General features: G+C 66.1%; 13 protein-coding genes. 6 read left to right on the forward strand and 7 right to left on the reverse strand.

All coding sequences use genetic code 11. The annotated features are described in order from the left end of the window. A partial coding sequence (locus tag JWP28_RS06830) for a hypothetical protein (RefSeq protein ID WP_299541415.1) occupies positions 1-495 on the reverse strand: 495 nt, incomplete at its 3' end. Positions 496-609: 114 nt separating this feature from the next. Next, positions 610-750, reverse strand: coding sequence for a hypothetical protein (locus JWP28_RS06835; protein WP_299541417.1), 141 nt, complete (start codon positions 748-750; stop codon positions 610-612). A 995-nt stretch (positions 751-1,745) separates the two neighbouring features. On the opposite strand from JWP28_RS06835, the gene JWP28_RS06840 reads away from it, so the two are divergent. Then, positions 1,746-1,937, forward strand: coding sequence for a hypothetical protein (locus JWP28_RS06840; RefSeq protein WP_299541419.1), 192 nt, complete (start codon positions 1,746-1,748; stop codon positions 1,935-1,937). Between the two features lie 62 nt (positions 1,938-1,999). Here the strand turns inward: JWP28_RS06840 and JWP28_RS06845 are convergent, their stop codons facing one another. Then, positions 2,000-2,617, reverse strand: coding sequence for a response regulator (locus tag JWP28_RS06845; protein WP_299541421.1), 618 nt, complete (start codon positions 2,615-2,617; stop codon positions 2,000-2,002). Positions 2,618-2,980: 363 nt separating this feature from the next. Here JWP28_RS06845 and JWP28_RS06850 point away from each other — a divergent pair, with 363 nt between their 5' ends. From JWP28_RS06850 to JWP28_RS06860, 3 genes are all read left to right on the forward strand, one after another. Then, positions 2,981-4,054, forward strand: a complete 1,074-nt coding sequence (locus JWP28_RS06850) for a PAS domain-containing sensor histidine kinase (protein WP_299541423.1) — start codon at positions 2,981-2,983, stop codon at positions 4,052-4,054. Positions 4,055-4,279: 225 nt separating this feature from the next. Beyond that, positions 4,280-4,651 carry a response regulator gene (locus tag JWP28_RS06855; protein WP_299541425.1) on the forward strand — a complete coding sequence of 124 codons (372 nt, stop codon included), beginning with the start codon at positions 4,280-4,282 and terminating at the stop codon, positions 4,649-4,651. Positions 4,652-4,800: 149 nt separating this feature from the next. Next, the gene (locus JWP28_RS06860) at positions 4,801-6,279 is read left to right on the forward strand and encodes a winged helix-turn-helix domain-containing protein (protein WP_299541427.1); all 1,479 of its coding nucleotides are present in this window, start codon (positions 4,801-4,803) and stop codon (positions 6,277-6,279) included. Between the two features lie 57 nt (positions 6,280-6,336). On the opposite strand, the gene JWP28_RS06865 is transcribed toward JWP28_RS06860, so the two are convergent. The 4 genes from JWP28_RS06865 to JWP28_RS06880 form a co-directional block, all read right to left on the reverse strand. Further along, on the reverse strand, positions 6,337-7,872 hold the full coding sequence (locus JWP28_RS06865) for a hypothetical protein (RefSeq protein WP_299541429.1): 1,536 nt from the start codon (positions 7,870-7,872) through the stop codon (positions 6,337-6,339). A gap of 283 nt (positions 7,873-8,155) precedes the next feature. After that, positions 8,156-8,332, reverse strand: coding sequence for a hypothetical protein (locus JWP28_RS06870; protein ID WP_299541430.1), 177 nt, complete (start codon positions 8,330-8,332; stop codon positions 8,156-8,158). A gap of 12 nt (positions 8,333-8,344) precedes the next feature. Next, positions 8,345-9,715, reverse strand: coding sequence for a divalent metal cation transporter (locus JWP28_RS06875; protein WP_299541432.1), 1,371 nt, complete (start codon positions 9,713-9,715; stop codon positions 8,345-8,347). A 43-nt stretch (positions 9,716-9,758) separates the two neighbouring features. Beyond that, complete coding sequence (locus tag JWP28_RS06880) at positions 9,759-11,015, reverse strand: cupin domain-containing protein (RefSeq protein ID WP_299541434.1); 1,257 nt, start codon at positions 11,013-11,015, stop codon at positions 9,759-9,761. 566 nt (positions 11,016-11,581) lie between these two features. Here JWP28_RS06880 and JWP28_RS06885 point away from each other — a divergent pair. After that, entirely contained in the window at positions 11,582-14,857 is a 3,276-nt protein-coding gene (locus tag JWP28_RS06885) for an efflux RND transporter permease subunit (RefSeq protein ID WP_299541436.1), read from the forward strand. A gap of 321 nt (positions 14,858-15,178) precedes the next feature. Further along, on the forward strand, positions 15,179-16,348 hold the full coding sequence (locus JWP28_RS06890; RefSeq protein WP_299541438.1) for an efflux RND transporter periplasmic adaptor subunit: 1,170 nt from the start codon (positions 15,179-15,181) through the stop codon (positions 16,346-16,348). Positions 16,349-16,351: the final 3 nt, after the last annotated feature.

The raw sequence follows: 16,351 nt of genomic DNA on the forward strand, positions 1-16,351 counted from the left end.
GCCGCCACCGAAGTGGCCACCGCCGCCGCCGACGTGCCCGGCTCCGCCGAAGTGCGCGCCACCGCCGGCCATGGCCATGCGGCCGCCACCCGCGCCGAAGTGCGGCCCGCCGCCGCCGGCCATGGCCATCTGGCCGCCGCTCGCGCCGATGTGCGCGCCGCCGTTGAGATGTCCGCCCGCAAGGCCGGTGTGGCCGCCGCCGCCTCCGTTATGCGCGCCGCCCCGGCCCCCTCGATGCCAGCCGTTCCAGCCGCGGCCCCCGCCCCAACCGAGGCCATTGCGCCACTCGTAGCCGCACCAGTACCAGCCCGGGCCGCTCCAGGCGGAATCGTACCAGCAGAACTGTCTGCCGCCGAACATGTAAGGCAGGAAGCTGGCCTGGGTGAGCGCCGCGCCTTGCGGGTTGATCGGGTCGGCCAGCGCCGTTCCTTGAGCCGACAGGCCGCCTGCGAGCGTCGTCGCGAACACGGCGGCGCCAAGCAATGATAGTTTCATTTCTGTCTCCTGGTTGTGTGATTTGTAATTAAGCGGGATTGATCTTCTATAGTTACGGACGTTCCGGGTGTAGTAAGCGCTCAAATCCGAGTAAGGCGTCGAATCGAGCGTCGATCATCTTTCTCTGGAGTGATATCTCTGGCCGACGATGCTGAGGGTCTTCGGCGCAAAGCCGGCGCCGGCCAGTTTGCCGATCGCCAGTTCCGCCGCCGGGTGGTCGGCGAATGTCGCGATGACGGTGTCGGCGGCGGCCATTGAAGGTCTTTCATATTGCTCTGCGAGTGACACGGCCGGCCCCGGGTGGGGGACGGACGCCGGGGGCCGGCCGCGCCGCGGCCGCCGATGACGCCGGCCGGCCGTAGGTGAGCCCGACGGGGAGGACGGCGGGTTCGTCATGAGCATCCCGCCAACTCGTGGGAGAGTCCTTGGCCGCTGGCTGAGCTATCGTGAGATGATCTGAGTGGGCCCCGGCGGCGCGCGGGCCTCGCCTTGCGCGGTCAGGAGTCGCGCGCTCGCCTCAAGTTGCCGATGATCGCCAGGCCCTGCGGAGGTCGCATCCGGCGCAGATGAAAAAGGCGCGGCCGGCCCTCAGGTGGGGGCCGGCCGCGAGCGACCGGCGGGGGGGCGCCGACCGGCCGCGCACGAACCCGCCAACGGGGGAGGAGCAGGTTCGTATTCGAAGTCGCGATCGCCGCGGCGGTTGCGGACGGGCGGGGCCCCGGCGGACCCTTCCGCCGATCACCACCGCCCGATCATCGCCAGGCGACATGCGAGAACCTAGTGGCGGGACCGCGCCGAAGTCCTTGGCCGATCGCTGAGCTAGCTTGAGAAAAGCTGAGCGGCTTCGGGGCGCGGTCCGACCGTCGGAGACTGCCTGGCGAGCGCCGTCATCCGTCGATGACCTGCATGTCCCGCCCGACGGCGCGGGTCTGGCGGCCAGTTCCTCGCTGATGTTCGGGGAGGGCGGCCAGTCGACTTCGGACTTGGCGGGACGATCCTCGCCCCTTCGAGGCAGGTGTTGCGGACCTGCCGACAACGCCCTTTCGGCGCCCACAGAGACTACTCAGCTCTTCTTACGGAAGCTCAGGTTGAGCGCGGGGATTTCCGCTCAGATTTGGCCGACGCTTTGCAAAGGCTTCGCCCTCTGCTTGTCCGCAGGCTCGGCCGCGCAGGCGAGCGGACTGGGCGCACTGCATAGGCCGCTGGCGGGGCCTCTGCAGCGATCACCCGCCGCCAGCAAGGAGGCCCCGATGGCCCACCAACGCATCATGATCCGGAGCGTGCGCCGACTCCACGAGGACCACCCCGACACCACCCTCCTGGCCGCAGCCAATGCTTGCGCCAATTGCGCGCTGAAGGATGGATCGGCGTGCGCGGACTGCATCGACCACGCCCTCAAGGGCTACGGGCTGGTGCACCGAACGCCCATCGTCCGCCACTGAAGGCGGAAGCCAGCGAGGACCAAAGCTCCCCGTCGAGCCATCCGCCGCCGGCGCGGCCGGCGTCAGCTGACGATGTTCAGTTTTTCCGCCATCAGGACGAGGTCCGCGAGGGATGCAGCCGCCATCTTGAGCATGACGCTGCGCCGGTGGACCTTGACGGTAATCTCGCTGAGGCCGAGTTCGGCGGCGATCTGCTTGTTGAGGCGTCCCCCAACGACCAGGGCCATCACGTCCCGTTCGCGCGGCGTCAGCGTGTCGAAGCTGGTCCGAAGTTTCGCGGCGGCCGCGTCCCGCTGGCGCTGGATGCGATCCTGTTCGAGCCCCGATTGGATCGCATCCAGCAGATCCTGCTCGTGAAACGGCTTGGTCAGGAACTCGATGGCGCCGCCTTTGATCGCCCTCACCGACATGGGAATATCCCCGTGCCCCGTGATGAAGATGATCGGCAGCCGCGCGCCGGCGCTCGTGAGTTCGCGCTGGAAATCCAGCCCGCTTTGACCGGGTAACCTCACGTCCAGGACCAGGCACGCCGGCCCCTCGGGTCGCCCCGCCTGGAGATACTCCGACACCGTGCCGTAGAGGGCGCCCTGCAGGCCCACGGATCGCAACAGCCGGCCCAAGGCCGACAGCACATCGGGATCGTCGTCGATCACAATGACCGTGTCGGCTGCTTCAGCCATTGGGCGCCACCGCGCGCGCGTGATCGCGGCAGCGGCGAACCCCTGTTCCGACACTCCACCTGCGCTTCATGTGATCGACCAAGCGGCTAACCACGGGCCATCGAACCGCGACCCGCGTCTCCAGATAATGTAGAGCAGCCGCGCGATCAAACGTCCCACCCGCGCCGCCGGCGGCCGCTGCCGAAGGCGCGTGGCTGAATGCCGCATTCGGCGATAATGTACTGCCTGCTGGCGATGCTCCGACGTCGAGGTTGAAGATGTCGGTGGGTAAGGTCCGGTCCACCAATGGTTACCGATGAGTCCTTGTCACCGAGTGCAGGCGCTCCACCACGGCGCCGAGAGGCCGCCTGGGTCGGCCAGCGGGTGAATGACCTTTCGAGGTTCCAACGATACGGCCTGGCGATCCTGTGCTGCGCTGTCGCGCTGGCGGTCGCCTGGCCCATTGACGCGCCCGCCTCCAGTTTCCTGTTGGCTGTCACGGTAAGCAGCCTCGTCGGCGGATTGGGACCGGGCCTCCTTTGCGCCGCCCTCTGCGCCATAGCCTTCGACGTCCTGTTTCTGAAGAGGGTCTTTCAGCCCGCTTTCCTCCCGACCGACAGCTTGCGGATCGTGGTCTTCCTGGCGACCGCGTTACTGGTGGCCGGGCTGCTGGAGATGAAACGGCGCGCAGAGGAGGCCGGCAAACGGGCCGAAGAGGATCTGCGGGCGGCGCGCGAGGATCTCGCACATCTCAGCCGAGTGACCGCAATGGCGGAGCTAACCGCCTTTATCGCTCATGAAGTGAATCAACCGATCGCCGCATCCGTGACCAACGCCAATGCCTGCCTGCGCTGGCTTGCCGGCGACACGCCGAATCTTGAGGAAGCGCGTGAGGCCACAAGGAGCATCGTCGAGGCCGGAACGCGCGCCTCCGAAATCATCAGCCGGACCCGGCTCTTCTTCAAAACGGGCATGCCCCAGCGCGAGCTGGTCGACATGGACGAGGTCATCGACGAGACCATTGTCCTGCTCGCCAGCGAAGCAACGCGGTACGGCATATCGATCCGGACGTCGCTCGCGTCAGGCTGGCAGAAGTTCACCGCGGACCGCGTTCAGCTGCAGCAGGTCATGGTGAACCTCATCGCGAACAGCATCGATGCGATGAAGGATGTGGATGGCGCACGTGAGCTCGCCATCGCGTCGGAACGAACAGCCGGTAAGGAGATCCTGGTCTCCGTCAGCGACACCGGCGTGGGGTTGCCGCCGCAGCCGACGGCAGAGATCTTCGATGCGTTCGTGACGACGAAGCGCCACGGAACCGGATTGGGACTGTCGATCAGCCGCTCGATCGTTCAGGCGCACGGCGGCAGGCTCTGGGCGACGCCGAACACCCCCCGCGGCGCGGTGCTCCAGTTCACCCTCGCGATTGAGGATGAGCCGCTCGATCGACATTCCTGAATCCCGGGCCTGAATCCCGAGCCTGAATCCCAGGCGATGGGACGCCTCTCGCGCCGGGGGCGCGCCAGAGCGCTGATCCAAAGGCGCGGCCGTTCTATACCTTGGTGTAGGTTCCATTTGCCTGAATCGACGTCGATCCGTCCTATCGGTCAGTACAAACCGACCAACGTCCAATAGGCGCCGCCCACGGCCCGGACCTATTAATTGGGCCGAGGTAGGACTGCGATGTTGGTCAAGAAGTCTCTGATTTCGATCGTAGATGACGACAGGTTGGTTCGGGAGGCCATCGCGGGTCTTCTGAGAGCCTATGGTTTTCTGCCCGAGGCGTTTGCATCAGCCGCGAGCTTCCTGGGCTCGGAAACTCGTCACCGCACCGACTGCCTGATCGCCGATGTGCAAATGCCCGGCATGTCGGGGATCGAGCTTTTTTGCCAGCTGGTCGCGTCCGGCGAGACGGTCCCGACGATTCTCGTCACCGCCTATGCCGACGAAAGGGAGCGCAGGCGCGCTCTGCGGGCCGGCGTCCAGTCCTACCTGCCCAAGCCGTTCGATGAAAGTCAGTTGCTCGCATGCGTCCAGGCGGCGCTCGAGAAGTGATGGCGAGACGGGAGATCCCGATGACTCACGCACAATCAAACCTTCACCAACACTCGTTCCGGACCTCAGATCTGGGGCCCGCTGGAGTCGCGTGGCCCTCGGTCCTCGGTCAATCCACCCTTGCAGAGGACGCTGACACCGACAGTCGCATGTCCAGCGAGCCCGTTGGGAGCGATGGCGCTCTTCCCCGCGCAATTGGGTTCGGACGCTTCACCCTGCTTACCTATAGCCGCGAGCTTCTCGCCGACGGAGCGCCCGTGCCGCTGGGCAGTCGCGCGATCGACGTTCTCTTTGCTCTGATCGAAGGCCGCGGCCTGCTTGTCACCAAGGACGAGCTTCTCACCCGCGTTTGGCCGACGACCTGCGTCGAGGAGAATAGCCTGCAGTTCCAGATTTCGACCTTGCGCAAGGCGCTTGGCGAAGATCGCGACTTCATCAGAACCGTCTCGGGCCGTGGCTACCGGTTCGTCGCCGAGCTCACAACCCCGGCGCCTCGCGCCCGCACCCACCAGGCCGACGCAGCGTTCGAGGGAGTTGGTCGCGAGGTTGCCGAGGTCCCGGGTTCGAAACCGCACCACAACATTCCGGCGGCCACGTCGGATCTCATCGGGCGCGAGGTCCAGCTTGAGGACATCGCAGCGCTCGTCTCGGCAAACCGCCTTGTGACGCTGGTCGGCGCCGGCGGTATCGGCAAGACGCGGCTGGCCCTCGAACTGGGACGCCGCGTGCTTGAGGACTTCGCCGATGGCGTCTGGATCGTCGAACTCGGACCGTTGTCGGATCCCGCACTTGTGCTGCCCGCGATCGCTTCGACCCTCGGTCTCGACGATACGGCGACCTCGCCAAACGGCCTCGCCAAGGCGCTCGGCTCGAAGCGGATGCTGCTCGTGCTCGACAATTGCGAGCACCTGATCGGCGCCGCGGCCGTGATCGTCGAAGCGCTCCTGCATGCCAACGCGTCGCTGCAGGTGGTCGCAACGAGCCGGGAGCCGCTGCGGGCTGAAGCCGAATGGGTCTACCGCGTGCCGTCGCTCGACGTGCCGCCCGAGGCTGCCGAGGAGATCGCGGAGCTGATGCGGCACAGCGCTGCAAGGCTGTTCATCGCGCGCACCTTCGCGGCCGAGCCGGGCTCGCACGCCGACACGCGCATAGGCGCTGCCGCGGCGAAGATCTGCCGGCGGCTCGACGGCATCCCCCTGGCGATCGAACTCGCGGCGGCGACCGCGGCCGCGCTGGGAGTCGAGTGGCTCGCCTCTCGGGTCGATGACCAACTGAGTCTGCTCACGGACGGCCGTCGCACGGCGCCGACACGGCAGCAGACGCTGCGGGGAACCCTCGACTGGAGTTACGATCTGCTGTCTGAGGCTGAGCGCGCCGTCATGCGGCGCCTTGCGGTGTTCGGCGGTGACTTCACGATGGAGGAAGCGAGCGCCGTCGCGGCGAACGACGACGTGGCGGCGTCGCAGGTCCCGGCCAGCGTCGCGAACCTCGTCACCAAGTCTCTCGTCGTCCGGGACGACTCTCAGCCAACGCCGCGCTTTCGCCTGCTCCAGACGATGCGCGCCTACGCCATGTCCAAGCTCACGGAAAGCGGTGAGTTTGACTCCGTGGCCCAGGTCTATGCTTGACCGCACTGCCTTCGCCCAGCCTACGGAGCGGCTGGGCGCGGGTGGTGCGCTGCGCCGTCACTGGAACGGATAGTAGCGGAAGCTCGTGAGGACCATGTTCTCGTGCGCCTTTGGCGCGCCGCCGACCCCGCTGAAGGCGTCCCGTTCTATATAGGAGTACTGCAGGCCGACGCGCGCCTGACCCCAGAAGCCGGCATAGAAGGTGTCCCAGACGCCTGCGCTCACCTCCTTCAGCACCCGGGTGTTGCCGATGCATGTCGTCGGCGCCGAGCCCTCGATTTCGCAGCCTGTGTTCAGGAAGTTCGGGTTGCCGTAGCCGAACGACGTGCCGTAGGCGGCCCGGCTGGCGCGCTCCTGGCCCCCGTAGGCCCAGACGTCGAGGGCCTTGGTGGCGTGCACGACGCCGCCCAAGAGGAAGACGCTTTCGTGGATCGGCTTGATCTGGCCGTTGGCGGCGAAGGTCACGTCGGGCAGTTGCCCGGTGGCGTAGCGGCCGATACCCTGGCCCCAAAGCCCTGACGCCTGGACGTCGAAGAGACCGGGGATCACCTGGAAGGATAGGCCGGCTCCGAGCCCGCCGCCCCAGACGTCCTTGTTAGTGAGGCCCGTGTATCGCTGATAGAAATCCCGCGCCAGACCCAGAACCTCGGCATGGAGGTGGTGGGCGCCGATGTCGTGCTCCACGGCGACCTTGGCGACGAAGTCCGGGACGTGGTTGAGCGACTGGGTTGCGGGCAACAGGGTGTTGGTGGCCCCGGCGAAGAAGCCTGCGCCGTTGTTGATCGTTACGATGACGCCGGGCGGCACGGCTCCGGTGAAGGTGGTCTGCGGGTTCTCCGCCGAGACCGAGATCCACAGGTGCTTGTCCAGCAGGTCCTTGGTCAGCCGCACGATCGGTTGGCGCGTCCAGGTGAAGCCGACGGTGTATTGGCCGTCGATGGTAACCGGGATGACCTCGTTGCGCGGCGTGATGCCCTTGGAGTCCAGGACCACCAACGAGTAGGTCTGGCCGGCCAGCAGATGCCAGCCGGAGTCTGCCCAGTCGACCGTCCCGTAGAGTTGGCGGATCCGCGGATTGTAGGAATTGGATTCGTTAGAGTTGGCGGTCTGGGCTGCGGCCTGGAAGTCGAACTCGCCGTATCCGCTGAGCGTGATGTCCGATGTGACCTTGCCCTCCACCAGGGCGGCAATCCGGCTTTGACGGGCGGAGAAGCGGTATTCCGCCAGATGGCCCTGCGGGGTAATCGGGAACGGGATGGTGTTGAACGCGGTGGAGATGTCGTTGGCCAGGTTGTGCTCGCGGTAGATCCCGGCCAATTCGAGGTAACCGCCCGGCGTGATCTTTACGCCGCGCATATAGAAGGCGTCGGTCGGCCGCTCCTTCTTCACCTCGGCGGCGACCTGGGCCGGGATGGTCTTGATCTGCGCGTCCTGGAAGGCCGCCAGCTCGCTGCGGGCCGAGCTGGCCGCGGCCTCCGCTGCGTCGGCGCGGGCCGAGGCGGCCTGGACCTGGGCCTGCAGCGCCACCCGCGCGGCGGTTTCCGCCGCCAGGTTGTCCTTCAGCGCCTGCACGTCGCTCGCCAGCGTCGTCATGTGATCTTCGCGCGCTGTCCGGGCAGTCTTGTGCGCCGGCTTCTTGTGGGCTGGCGCAGCTTCAGCCGGCGCCACCGCGCCGAACGCCAGAATTGCGGCCAAGGCGCTACCGTGGAGCACCCAATCCCGAGCCCTCATGTCCGACCCTCCCTGTTCGCCGCGCCCCAATGGACGGCGACCGATCCCTGCAGCCCTGGCTCTCCGCTCCCTTCAATGCGCGAAAGGGCCGTTCGGATCAACGGTCGGCGATTCTTGTTCTGTAAAGAGGGGCGGCCGGCCCGACCTAAAGCCCCGGCGCGTGCACGATCGTGAAGACGGCCATGACGGTGGTCAGGCAAATGAGCACGCGAAGGCCGATAAGGGCCGCCTGCGCACCCCGGCTCAGCTGCATCGGCGGAAACGGAATCGAGGCTGATTGCGCCCGCGTCATCCGGTCACGATCGGAGTTGGTGTTGGTCATGGCGATTGTCTCCTAGAACGGGTGAATGTCGAGCGCGCTGAGGAACCCCGCCACCGCATAGGCGGAGCCCGCGAGGGCGACCAACACGGCGATCGCCACACCCAGCACCGTCGTGGTCCGGCTGTTGGCGTCGGCGCCCATGATCTGACGGTCGCTGCTCATGATGAGCAGAAAGACCAGCGCCGCGGGCATCAGGATGGTCGCTAGCAGGTTTGCGTTGAGCGAAAGGGTCAGCAACGGCGCGCCAGGGATGAGGACGACCAGGCCGGCCAGGATCGCGATGCCGATATTTGTCGCGTGGAACAGCGGGGCCTGGGCGAGCGAGGCATTGAAGCTCCTGCCCGCGCCCGAGATCATCTCCGCGATTGAATAGGCGCTGCTGGCGGAGATTGTCAGCATGGCGACCGCCCCGGCTTCCACGAGTCCCAGGGCGAACAGCGCTGCGCCTGGCGCGCCTATGATCGGACGCAGGGCCTCCGCGAAGCCGGCTCCGCCCTGGTAGTGGGACATGTCGATGTGATGGCTGAACAGCGGAGTGGCGGCCACCAGGGCGGCGCATCCCGTCACGGCGGCGATGACCGCCCCGATCGCGGTATTCTGGCGCCCGCGGCGGACGTCCCGCCGGCTCATTCCCTTGTCCACCGACGCGCTCTGCTGGAAGAACAGCATCCAGGGCGTGACCGTGGCGCCGATGTTGGACGCCAGGATCATCAAAAACGCGGCGCCGGCCGCTTTTGGCAGGGGGCTCCAGGTCGCTATGGAGTTCAGGATGTGGTCAGGGGAGGGGCGCGCGAAGATCGCGACCGCCACGAACAGCAGGTTGAAGACGGCCAGGCCCGCGGCGAGCCGTTCCCAGGTCGAGTACCGGCCTCCCCAGGAGCCGATCGCCACGAGGAGCACGGCGCAAGCCACGGCCGCCCAGGGGGGCACGCCGAAGAAGCCCATGCCCAGACGAATGGCGATGACTTCGGTAATCAGGGTGATGAGGTTGGTGAGCGCCAGGTCGACGGCTGAGGTCCAGCCCCACAGACGGCCAAACCTCTGGAAGACCAGTTCACCGTAGCCTCGCCCGGTGACCGCGCCCACCCGCATGGCCATTTCCTGAACGACGTAGGCGGCCGCGAAGGTCAGGAGGATGAACGGAAGCAGGAAGCCAAGACCGTAGGTGGCCCCGCTGGTCGCATAGGACAGCATGCTCGGCCCGTCGTTCTCGCCCAGCATCGCCAAGGCGCCAGGACCGACGAAAAGGGCGGCGACCGCGGGCAGTCGAAGGCCGATCCGCCGCTTCGGCGCAAAGCGGGCGCCCGTGATCGCGGCATCGCCCGCGTTGCTGCGGAGATTCCCGTTTGCTTGGGCGAAGGCGATATCCGAGGGCGGGGGCATGTTCGGGACCCTGCGTTGCTGACGTTGCGCTCGTGCCCGGTTTCTAGGCGGGGACGACGTCCGGCCGGCTCTTGGAGATCTGCTCGATGAGACGCGGATCCATCTTCAAGGTCTCGGCCACCATCTGCCGGGGCGAACAGGCGAGCCATTGTGCGAGGGAGACCTCGGCGAACTGCTTGGCCTTGAAGGTCTCCACCATGACGATGTCGGCGGAGCCGGTGTTCTCGACGTAGTGGCCGAGGCCCTTCTTCACATAGCCGATGTCACCGGGCTTGAAGTCGAGGGTCATCGCGGCAGGGCCGGTGTTGAACACGGTCATGCGACCGTTCCCCTTGATCCAATATTGCCATTCGTCGGCGTTCGGATGCCAGTGCAGTTCCCGCAGGCCGCCCGGCTTGATGGTGACAATGGCCGAGGCGATGGTGGCGGATGCCGGGAAGTTCCTCGTGTCTATGATCTTCACGGATCCGCTGCGCGTCTGCCGAGTGGGGGCCATGTTGCTGGTCGAGAACGTGAACTCGAGGTCCGGCTCGCCGAGGGGGGAAGCAACCTCCCGCTGGACCTGGGCGAGAGGCGGCGGCTCCGCGCCCTGGTAGATCCACAGGTTGTCGACGGGACTGTTCTGGAAGACGCTGACCGGAAGGTTGAAGTTCTCCGCCAGGACCTCCGGCGGAGTGTGGGCGATCCAGTCCGTCAGCAGCAGGGTGTTGAACTCCGACGCCTTGCCGTTATCGAACACCAGGACGAACTCGGCCCCGCTCGGTCCCAGGCCCTGCAGCGAGTGCGGAAGTCCCGCTGGAAAATACCAGAGGTCGTCCGCCTTTACGTCCCGCACGGCGGCGCGGCCGTCGCCGTCCAGCACGGTGACGCGACATTTGCCATCGGTCATGACCGCCCACTCGGCCTGCTGGTGCCAGTGCAGCTCGCGCACGCCGCCGGGCCCCAGCCGCATGTTCACGCCCGAGACATCCTCGGAAATCGCAAAATCGTCCTGGGTGATCTGTCGCGCCCACCCACCGTCCTGGATGCGCTTGTGCGCAATATTGAACGACGACCAGAACGCCGGCATTCCGTTGATGTCGGTGGGAGGCGGATTGCCGGCCGTGGGAAGCTGGCTCGCCAGGGCGGGGTTCTGAGGCCCCGGGTTGGTCAGCGCCTTGGGGTTGGTCACATTGACGGCGCCCTCAGACGGACGGTCCGGATTGCCGAATTGCGCCGCCCTCGCCGCAGTGGAAATCGCCGTTGTCGCGCCGGCGACCGTAGTGGCCGCCAAGATGTTGCGTCGGGAAAATTCGCGCATTTCGGTCCGGTCTCCGTTTGTCACGCCGCCTGCGAAGACCCTTGCGCGCGGCGCGTTTTTCAAGCCTGAGCGCGAACCCCGGTGGGATTGGCCAAGGCAGCTTTACCGTCACGGCCGATCGCTCAGACAAATAACGGCGTTGATGCAGGTCAGCATGTACTCGACGCGCCACGCCAAACTCCTTGGTGAACCCCTGAGTCCTCATGAGTAATTCTGAGCGAACGTGTAGAGCTGAGTGGATCACCCCTTTTCCCGGCCCCAAACGAGATAACGGAAACGCCCAGGCTGACTTGGCCCGTGGTCCTGCTTGCGCGATCTCGCGCGAGGACTAAAATTTGCCATCCCGCCAGATATCGGCAGGTGATCCGTGCCCTGACCCCCTCGACCGGGGCGCCGCCCGGTCGAGGACTTGAAGCCTGCCAACGCCATGACCTGCTCAGCCTTTCTCACAACAACTCAGGGATCGGCCAACGACCCGCGCGCCGGTCGGGCCCTAACCTTGGAACGACGGCCGGGCGGTTCGCTCGGCTCCTCGGTGGCGAACGGGCTTCAGCGGGAGACATGAAATGATTGGAATCGTAAAACTTGCCCTGGCCCGCCCCTATACATTCGTCGTCATGGCGCTGCTGATTCTGATTTTCGGCGTCATTTCTATATTCCGCACGCCGAAGGACATTTTCCCCAGCATCAATATCCCGGTGGTCAGTGTCGTCTTCAGTTACAACGGCCTGCCGCCAGATGACATGGCGGGACGCATCGTTACCTATTTCGAGCGCGCCGCCACCACCACCGTGAACAACATTGAACATCTCGAGTCGCAGTCGATGACCGACTACGGCATCATCAAGATATTCTTTCAGCCGAACGTGAACATCAACCAGTCGATGGCTCAGATCGCTGGCATGTCGCAGACGGTTCTCAAGCAGATGCCGGCCGGCATCACCCCGCCGTTGATCCTGCAATATGATGCGGCGAGCGTCCCGATCCTGCAGATTGCGCTGTCGAGCGATCAGCTCTCCCAGCAGGCTCTGTTTGACCAGGCCACCAGCTTCATCCGCCCGCAGCTTACCTCGGTCCCCGGCGCGGCGATCCCTCTGCCCTATGGCGGCCTGGTCCCGCAGGTCCAGGCTGACCTCAATCAGCAGGCGCTGAGCACCTACGGGCTCTCGGCGAACGACGTCGTCAACGCCCTGGCGGCGCAGAACCAGATCACCCCGGTCGGCGACCAGAAGATCGGGAAGTTCGACTACACCGTGAACCTGAACGACTCTCCCCAGACGATCGCGGCGTTCAACGATCTGCCGGTCAAGACGGTCAATGGCGCGGTCATCTACATGCGCGACGTGGCCTATGTGCACAACGGCGCCCCGCCGCAGACCAATGTTGTCCACGTCGGCGGCAAGAACGCCGTCCTGTTGTCGATCATCAAGGGCGGCGCGAACTCAACCTTGGACATCATCTCCGGCATCAAGGCGCGCCTTCCGAGCGTCCAGGCAACCCTGCCGCCGGGCCTGAAGCTGACGCCCATTGGGGACCAGTCCGGATATGTGACCAGCGCGGTGTCGGACGTCGTCCGCGAGGCGCTAATCGCCGCGGCGCTGACCGCGACCATGATCCTGCTGTTCCTCGGCAGCTGGCGCTCGACGCTGATCATCACGATCTCGATCCCGCTGGCGATCCTGTCGTCGATATCGGCGCTCTCGCTGCTGGGCGAGACGATCAATGTCATGACCCTCGGCGGCCTGGCGCTCGCGGTCGGCATCCTCGTCGACGACGCCACCGTGACGATCGAGAACGTCAACCGACACCTCGACCTCGGTCAGGACATTGAATCGGCGATCGTGAACGGCGCGCACGAAATCATGATCCCGGCGACCGTCTCGCTCACCTGCATCTGCATCGCCTTCGTGCCGATGTTCGCGCTGAGCGGCATCGCCGGCTACCTGTTCCGCCCGCTCGCCGAAGCGGTCATCTTCGCGCTGATCGCATCCTATGTGCTGACCTACACCCTGGTGCCGACGCTGGCGAACCGCCTCCTGGCCCGGTCAGCGCCGAGCGGGGAGGGTGAGGGCGGCGATCCCTCGGCTCACCCGAGCCGAAATCCCCTGGTGCGATTCCAGAAGGGCTTCGAACATCGGTTCGAGGACGTGCGGCAACACTATCGCGGCCTGTTGCAGCTGGCGCTGCAGAACCGGCTTAAGCTGATCGCCGGCTTCCTGATTGTCGCCCTGCTCTCGATGGGGCTCGCCCCGATGCTCGGTCAGGATTTCTTCCCGACGGTCGACGGCGGCCAGATCAAGCTGCACGTCCGGGCCCAGACCGGCACCCGGATCGAGGAGACCACCAGGCTCACCGACCGGGTCGATCTGGCGATTCAGAAGATCATCCCGGCCGATCAACTGGCCGGGGTCGTCGACAACATCGGGACGAGCGTCAGCGGCATCAACATGGCCTACAACAATTCGGGGACCATCGGCACCGCGGACGCCGACATCCTGATCAGCCTGGGGCCGAAGCACGCGCCGACCGCCAACTATGTCCGGACGATGCGGGAGAAGCTTCCGGCCCTCTTCCCGGGTGTCACCTTCTCCTTCCTGCCGGCCGACATGGTCAGCCAGATCCTGAATTTCGGCGCGCCCGCGCCGATCGATCTGCAGGTCATCGGCAACAATGTGCAGGCGAACCGCAAGTACGCCAACGAGCTGCTGTCCCGGATCAGCAAGATCCCGGGAGTCGCCGACCCTCGCATCCAGCAGGCTTTCGAGCAGCCGACCCTGAACGTGAACGTCGACCGCTCTCTGGCGGGCCTGGTGAACATCACCGAGCGCGACGCCGCCACCGCCATGCTCGACACCCTGTCGGGAAGCACGCAGACCAGCCCGACCTACTGGCTGAACCCCAAGACTGGAGTCTCCTACCCGGTCGCCATCGAGACTCCGCAGACCCAGATCGACACCCTGGGGGCGTTGCAGAACATCCCATTGACGGCGGGAACCTCGCCCGCAACCGCAACCGCAACCGGATCCGGAGCCTTAACCGGACCCGGACCCGAAACCATGCCGCAACTGCTAGGCGGGCTGGCCACGATCAATCGGGCGCCCAGCGACGCCCTTGTCACCCACTACAATGTCCGCCCGGTGATCGACATCTACGCGACCCCGCAGGGGCGGGACCTCGGAGGCATCGCCAGCGATATCCGTGGCGCGATCAAGGCGACGGCGCACGACGTGCCACACGGCTCCACCGTCGTGTTGCGCGGCCAGGTGACGACGATGTCGAGCGCCTATATCCAGCTGTTCGCCGGCCTGGCCCTGGCGATCGTGCTCATCTACTTCCTGATCGTCGTCAACTTCCAGTCGTGGCTCGATCCGTTTGTGATCATCACGGCGCTGCCGACCGCGCTCGCCGGCATCGTCTGGATGCTGTTCACCACCGGCACGACGCTCTCCGTCCCGGCGCTCACCGGCGCGATCATGTGCATGGGCGTCGCCACCGCCAACTCCATCCTGGTGATCGCCTTCGCCCGCGAAAAAATGGCCGAGGGCATGGACGCGGTCGCCGCCGCCATGGAGGCCGGCAGCACGCGGTTCAGGCCCGTCATCATGACGGCGCTTGCGATGATCATCGGGATGATTCCGATGGCCATCCTGCCGGGGCAGAACGCCCCGCTTGGCCGGGCTGTGATCGGCGGCCTGTTGTTCGCGACGTGCGCAACCCTGGTCTTCGTGCCGACCATGTTCGCCCTCGTGCACGCGCGCGCGCCGAAGACCGCGCCGAAGAAGACGTCCGCCGAGGCCATAGACCCGTCCGCAGACCCCTCCGCCACCCGAGCCGGCGCCTGAGCCAGGAAGAAGCGGCAGATGTCCGTGGAACCCGTGAGGCCTCCCAGCCGTAACCGTAAGCGCGTCATGACGATCGGCGCTGTCGCGCTTTACGGAGCTCGCGATGGTCATCGGGATGATTCCGATGATGGCCTTGCTGCCCGGGCAGAACGCCGCGGGTGGCCGCGCTGTGGTCGGCCGCCCGTTGTTCGCGACTTGCGCGATCCTCGTCTTCGCGCCGACCATATTCGCCTTCGTGCACGCGCGCGCGCCGAGGACGTCCGCCGGGCCCCAGACCCCTCCGCCATCCCAGCCGGCGCCTGAGCCAGGAAGGAGCGGCAGATGTCCACGGAACCCGTGAAGCCCCCCAGTCGTCGTGGCCTCATGATCATCGGCGCCGTCGCGCTCAGCATCGCGGCCGTCATCCTGGTGACCGGTGTCACGCAGCGAGTCCTGGCGGGACGCGGGCTCTCCAGCGAGATCAGCAAGACAGCCGTTCCCACCGTGTCGCTGGTAAAGCTGGTCCGCAGCACCGCCCCTGAGACCCTTACCCTGCCGGGGACCATCCAACCCTACAACCGTGCACTGATCTATGCGCAGGTCACCGGCTACCTCAAAGGCTGGAACCAGGATATCGGCGCTCAGGTGAAGGCCGGGCAATTGTTGGCGACGATCAACACGCCGGACCTCGATCAGCAGCTCGAACAGGCCAAGGCGGAAGTGGCCACCGCGGAGGCGAATGACCACCTGGCGGCGCTGACCGCGGCGCGCTGGCAGGCGTTGCTGCCTTCGCAATCGGTGGCGCAGCAGGACGCCGACACGAAGACCGCGGACGCTGCGGCGAAGAGAGCGATGCTCAACGCGGCGCGCGCCAATGTGCGGCGCCTGCAGGCGATGGAATCCTTCAAGCGGGTCGTCGCGCCGTTCGACGGCGTGGTGACTGCGCGCAAGACGGACATCGGCGCCCTGATCAATTCCGGCAGCCAGGGCCAGGGACTGTTCGAGGTGGCCGACCTGCACAAGGTCCGGATCTACATCCAGGCGCCGCAGTCGCTGTCGGCCGACCTCCTGCCCGGCCTGAAGGCGACGTTCGATCTGCCGCAGTTTCCTGGCCAACATTTCGACGCGGTGGTGGTCGCCTCGTCCAACGCAGTCGAAGCCACCTCACGCAGCACGCTCGTCCAGCTGCAGGCGGACAACCCCAACGGCAAGCTCTTCGCCGGCGCCTATGCCCAGGTGCATTTCCAACTGCCCGCCAGACCGAACACGGTGCGCCTGCCGGCGTCGGCGATGGTGCCCAGCAACCGGGGCACGCAAGTCGCCGTCCTCGGCGCCGATGGCAAGGTGGCGATGAGGTCCGTCGAGCTTGGGCGCGATCTCGGAGACAGCGTCGAAGTCGTCGCCGGACTCTCGCCGTCCGACAGGGTGATCGATTCGCCGCCCGAGACGCTCCAGAACGGCCAGACCGTAAAGCTCGCAGCGGCCACGCCGCCGCCCGCCAAGGGCAAGTGAGCC

Source organism: Phenylobacterium sp. (genome assembly GCF_028290885.1).
Classification (GTDB): domain Bacteria; phylum Pseudomonadota; class Alphaproteobacteria; order Caulobacterales; family Caulobacteraceae; genus Phenylobacterium.

Excerpts from the sequence above, each read along its gene's own strand:
- JWP28_RS06840 (WP_299541419.1), top strand. The coding sequence starts at position 1,746 with ATGGCCCACCAACGCATCATGATCCGGAGCGTGCGCCGACTCCACGAG.
- JWP28_RS06875 (WP_299541432.1), bottom strand. The coding sequence starts at position 9,715 with ATGCCCCCGCCCTCGGATATCGCCTTCGCCCAAGCAAACGGGAATCTC.
- JWP28_RS06880 (WP_299541434.1), bottom strand. The coding sequence starts at position 11,015 with ATGCGCGAATTTTCCCGACGCAACATCTTGGCGGCCACTACGGTCGCC.
- JWP28_RS06870 (WP_299541430.1), bottom strand. The coding sequence starts at position 8,332 with ATGACCAACACCAACTCCGATCGTGACCGGATGACGCGGGCGCAATCA.
- JWP28_RS06865 (WP_299541429.1), bottom strand. The coding sequence starts at position 7,872 with ATGACGACGCTGGCGAGCGACGTGCAGGCGCTGAAGGACAACCTGGCG.
- JWP28_RS06885 (WP_299541436.1), top strand. The coding sequence starts at position 11,582 with ATGATTGGAATCGTAAAACTTGCCCTGGCCCGCCCCTATACATTCGTC.
- JWP28_RS06890 (WP_299541438.1), top strand. The coding sequence starts at position 15,179 with ATGTCCACGGAACCCGTGAAGCCCCCCAGTCGTCGTGGCCTCATGATC.
- JWP28_RS06835 (WP_299541417.1), bottom strand. The coding sequence starts at position 750 with ATGGCCGCCGCCGACACCGTCATCGCGACATTCGCCGACCACCCGGCG.
- JWP28_RS06845 (WP_299541421.1), bottom strand. The coding sequence starts at position 2,617 with ATGGCTGAAGCAGCCGACACGGTCATTGTGATCGACGACGATCCCGAT.
- JWP28_RS06860 (WP_299541427.1), top strand. The coding sequence starts at position 4,801 with ATGTCCAGCGAGCCCGTTGGGAGCGATGGCGCTCTTCCCCGCGCAATT.
- JWP28_RS06855 (WP_299541425.1), top strand. The coding sequence starts at position 4,280 with ATGTTGGTCAAGAAGTCTCTGATTTCGATCGTAGATGACGACAGGTTG.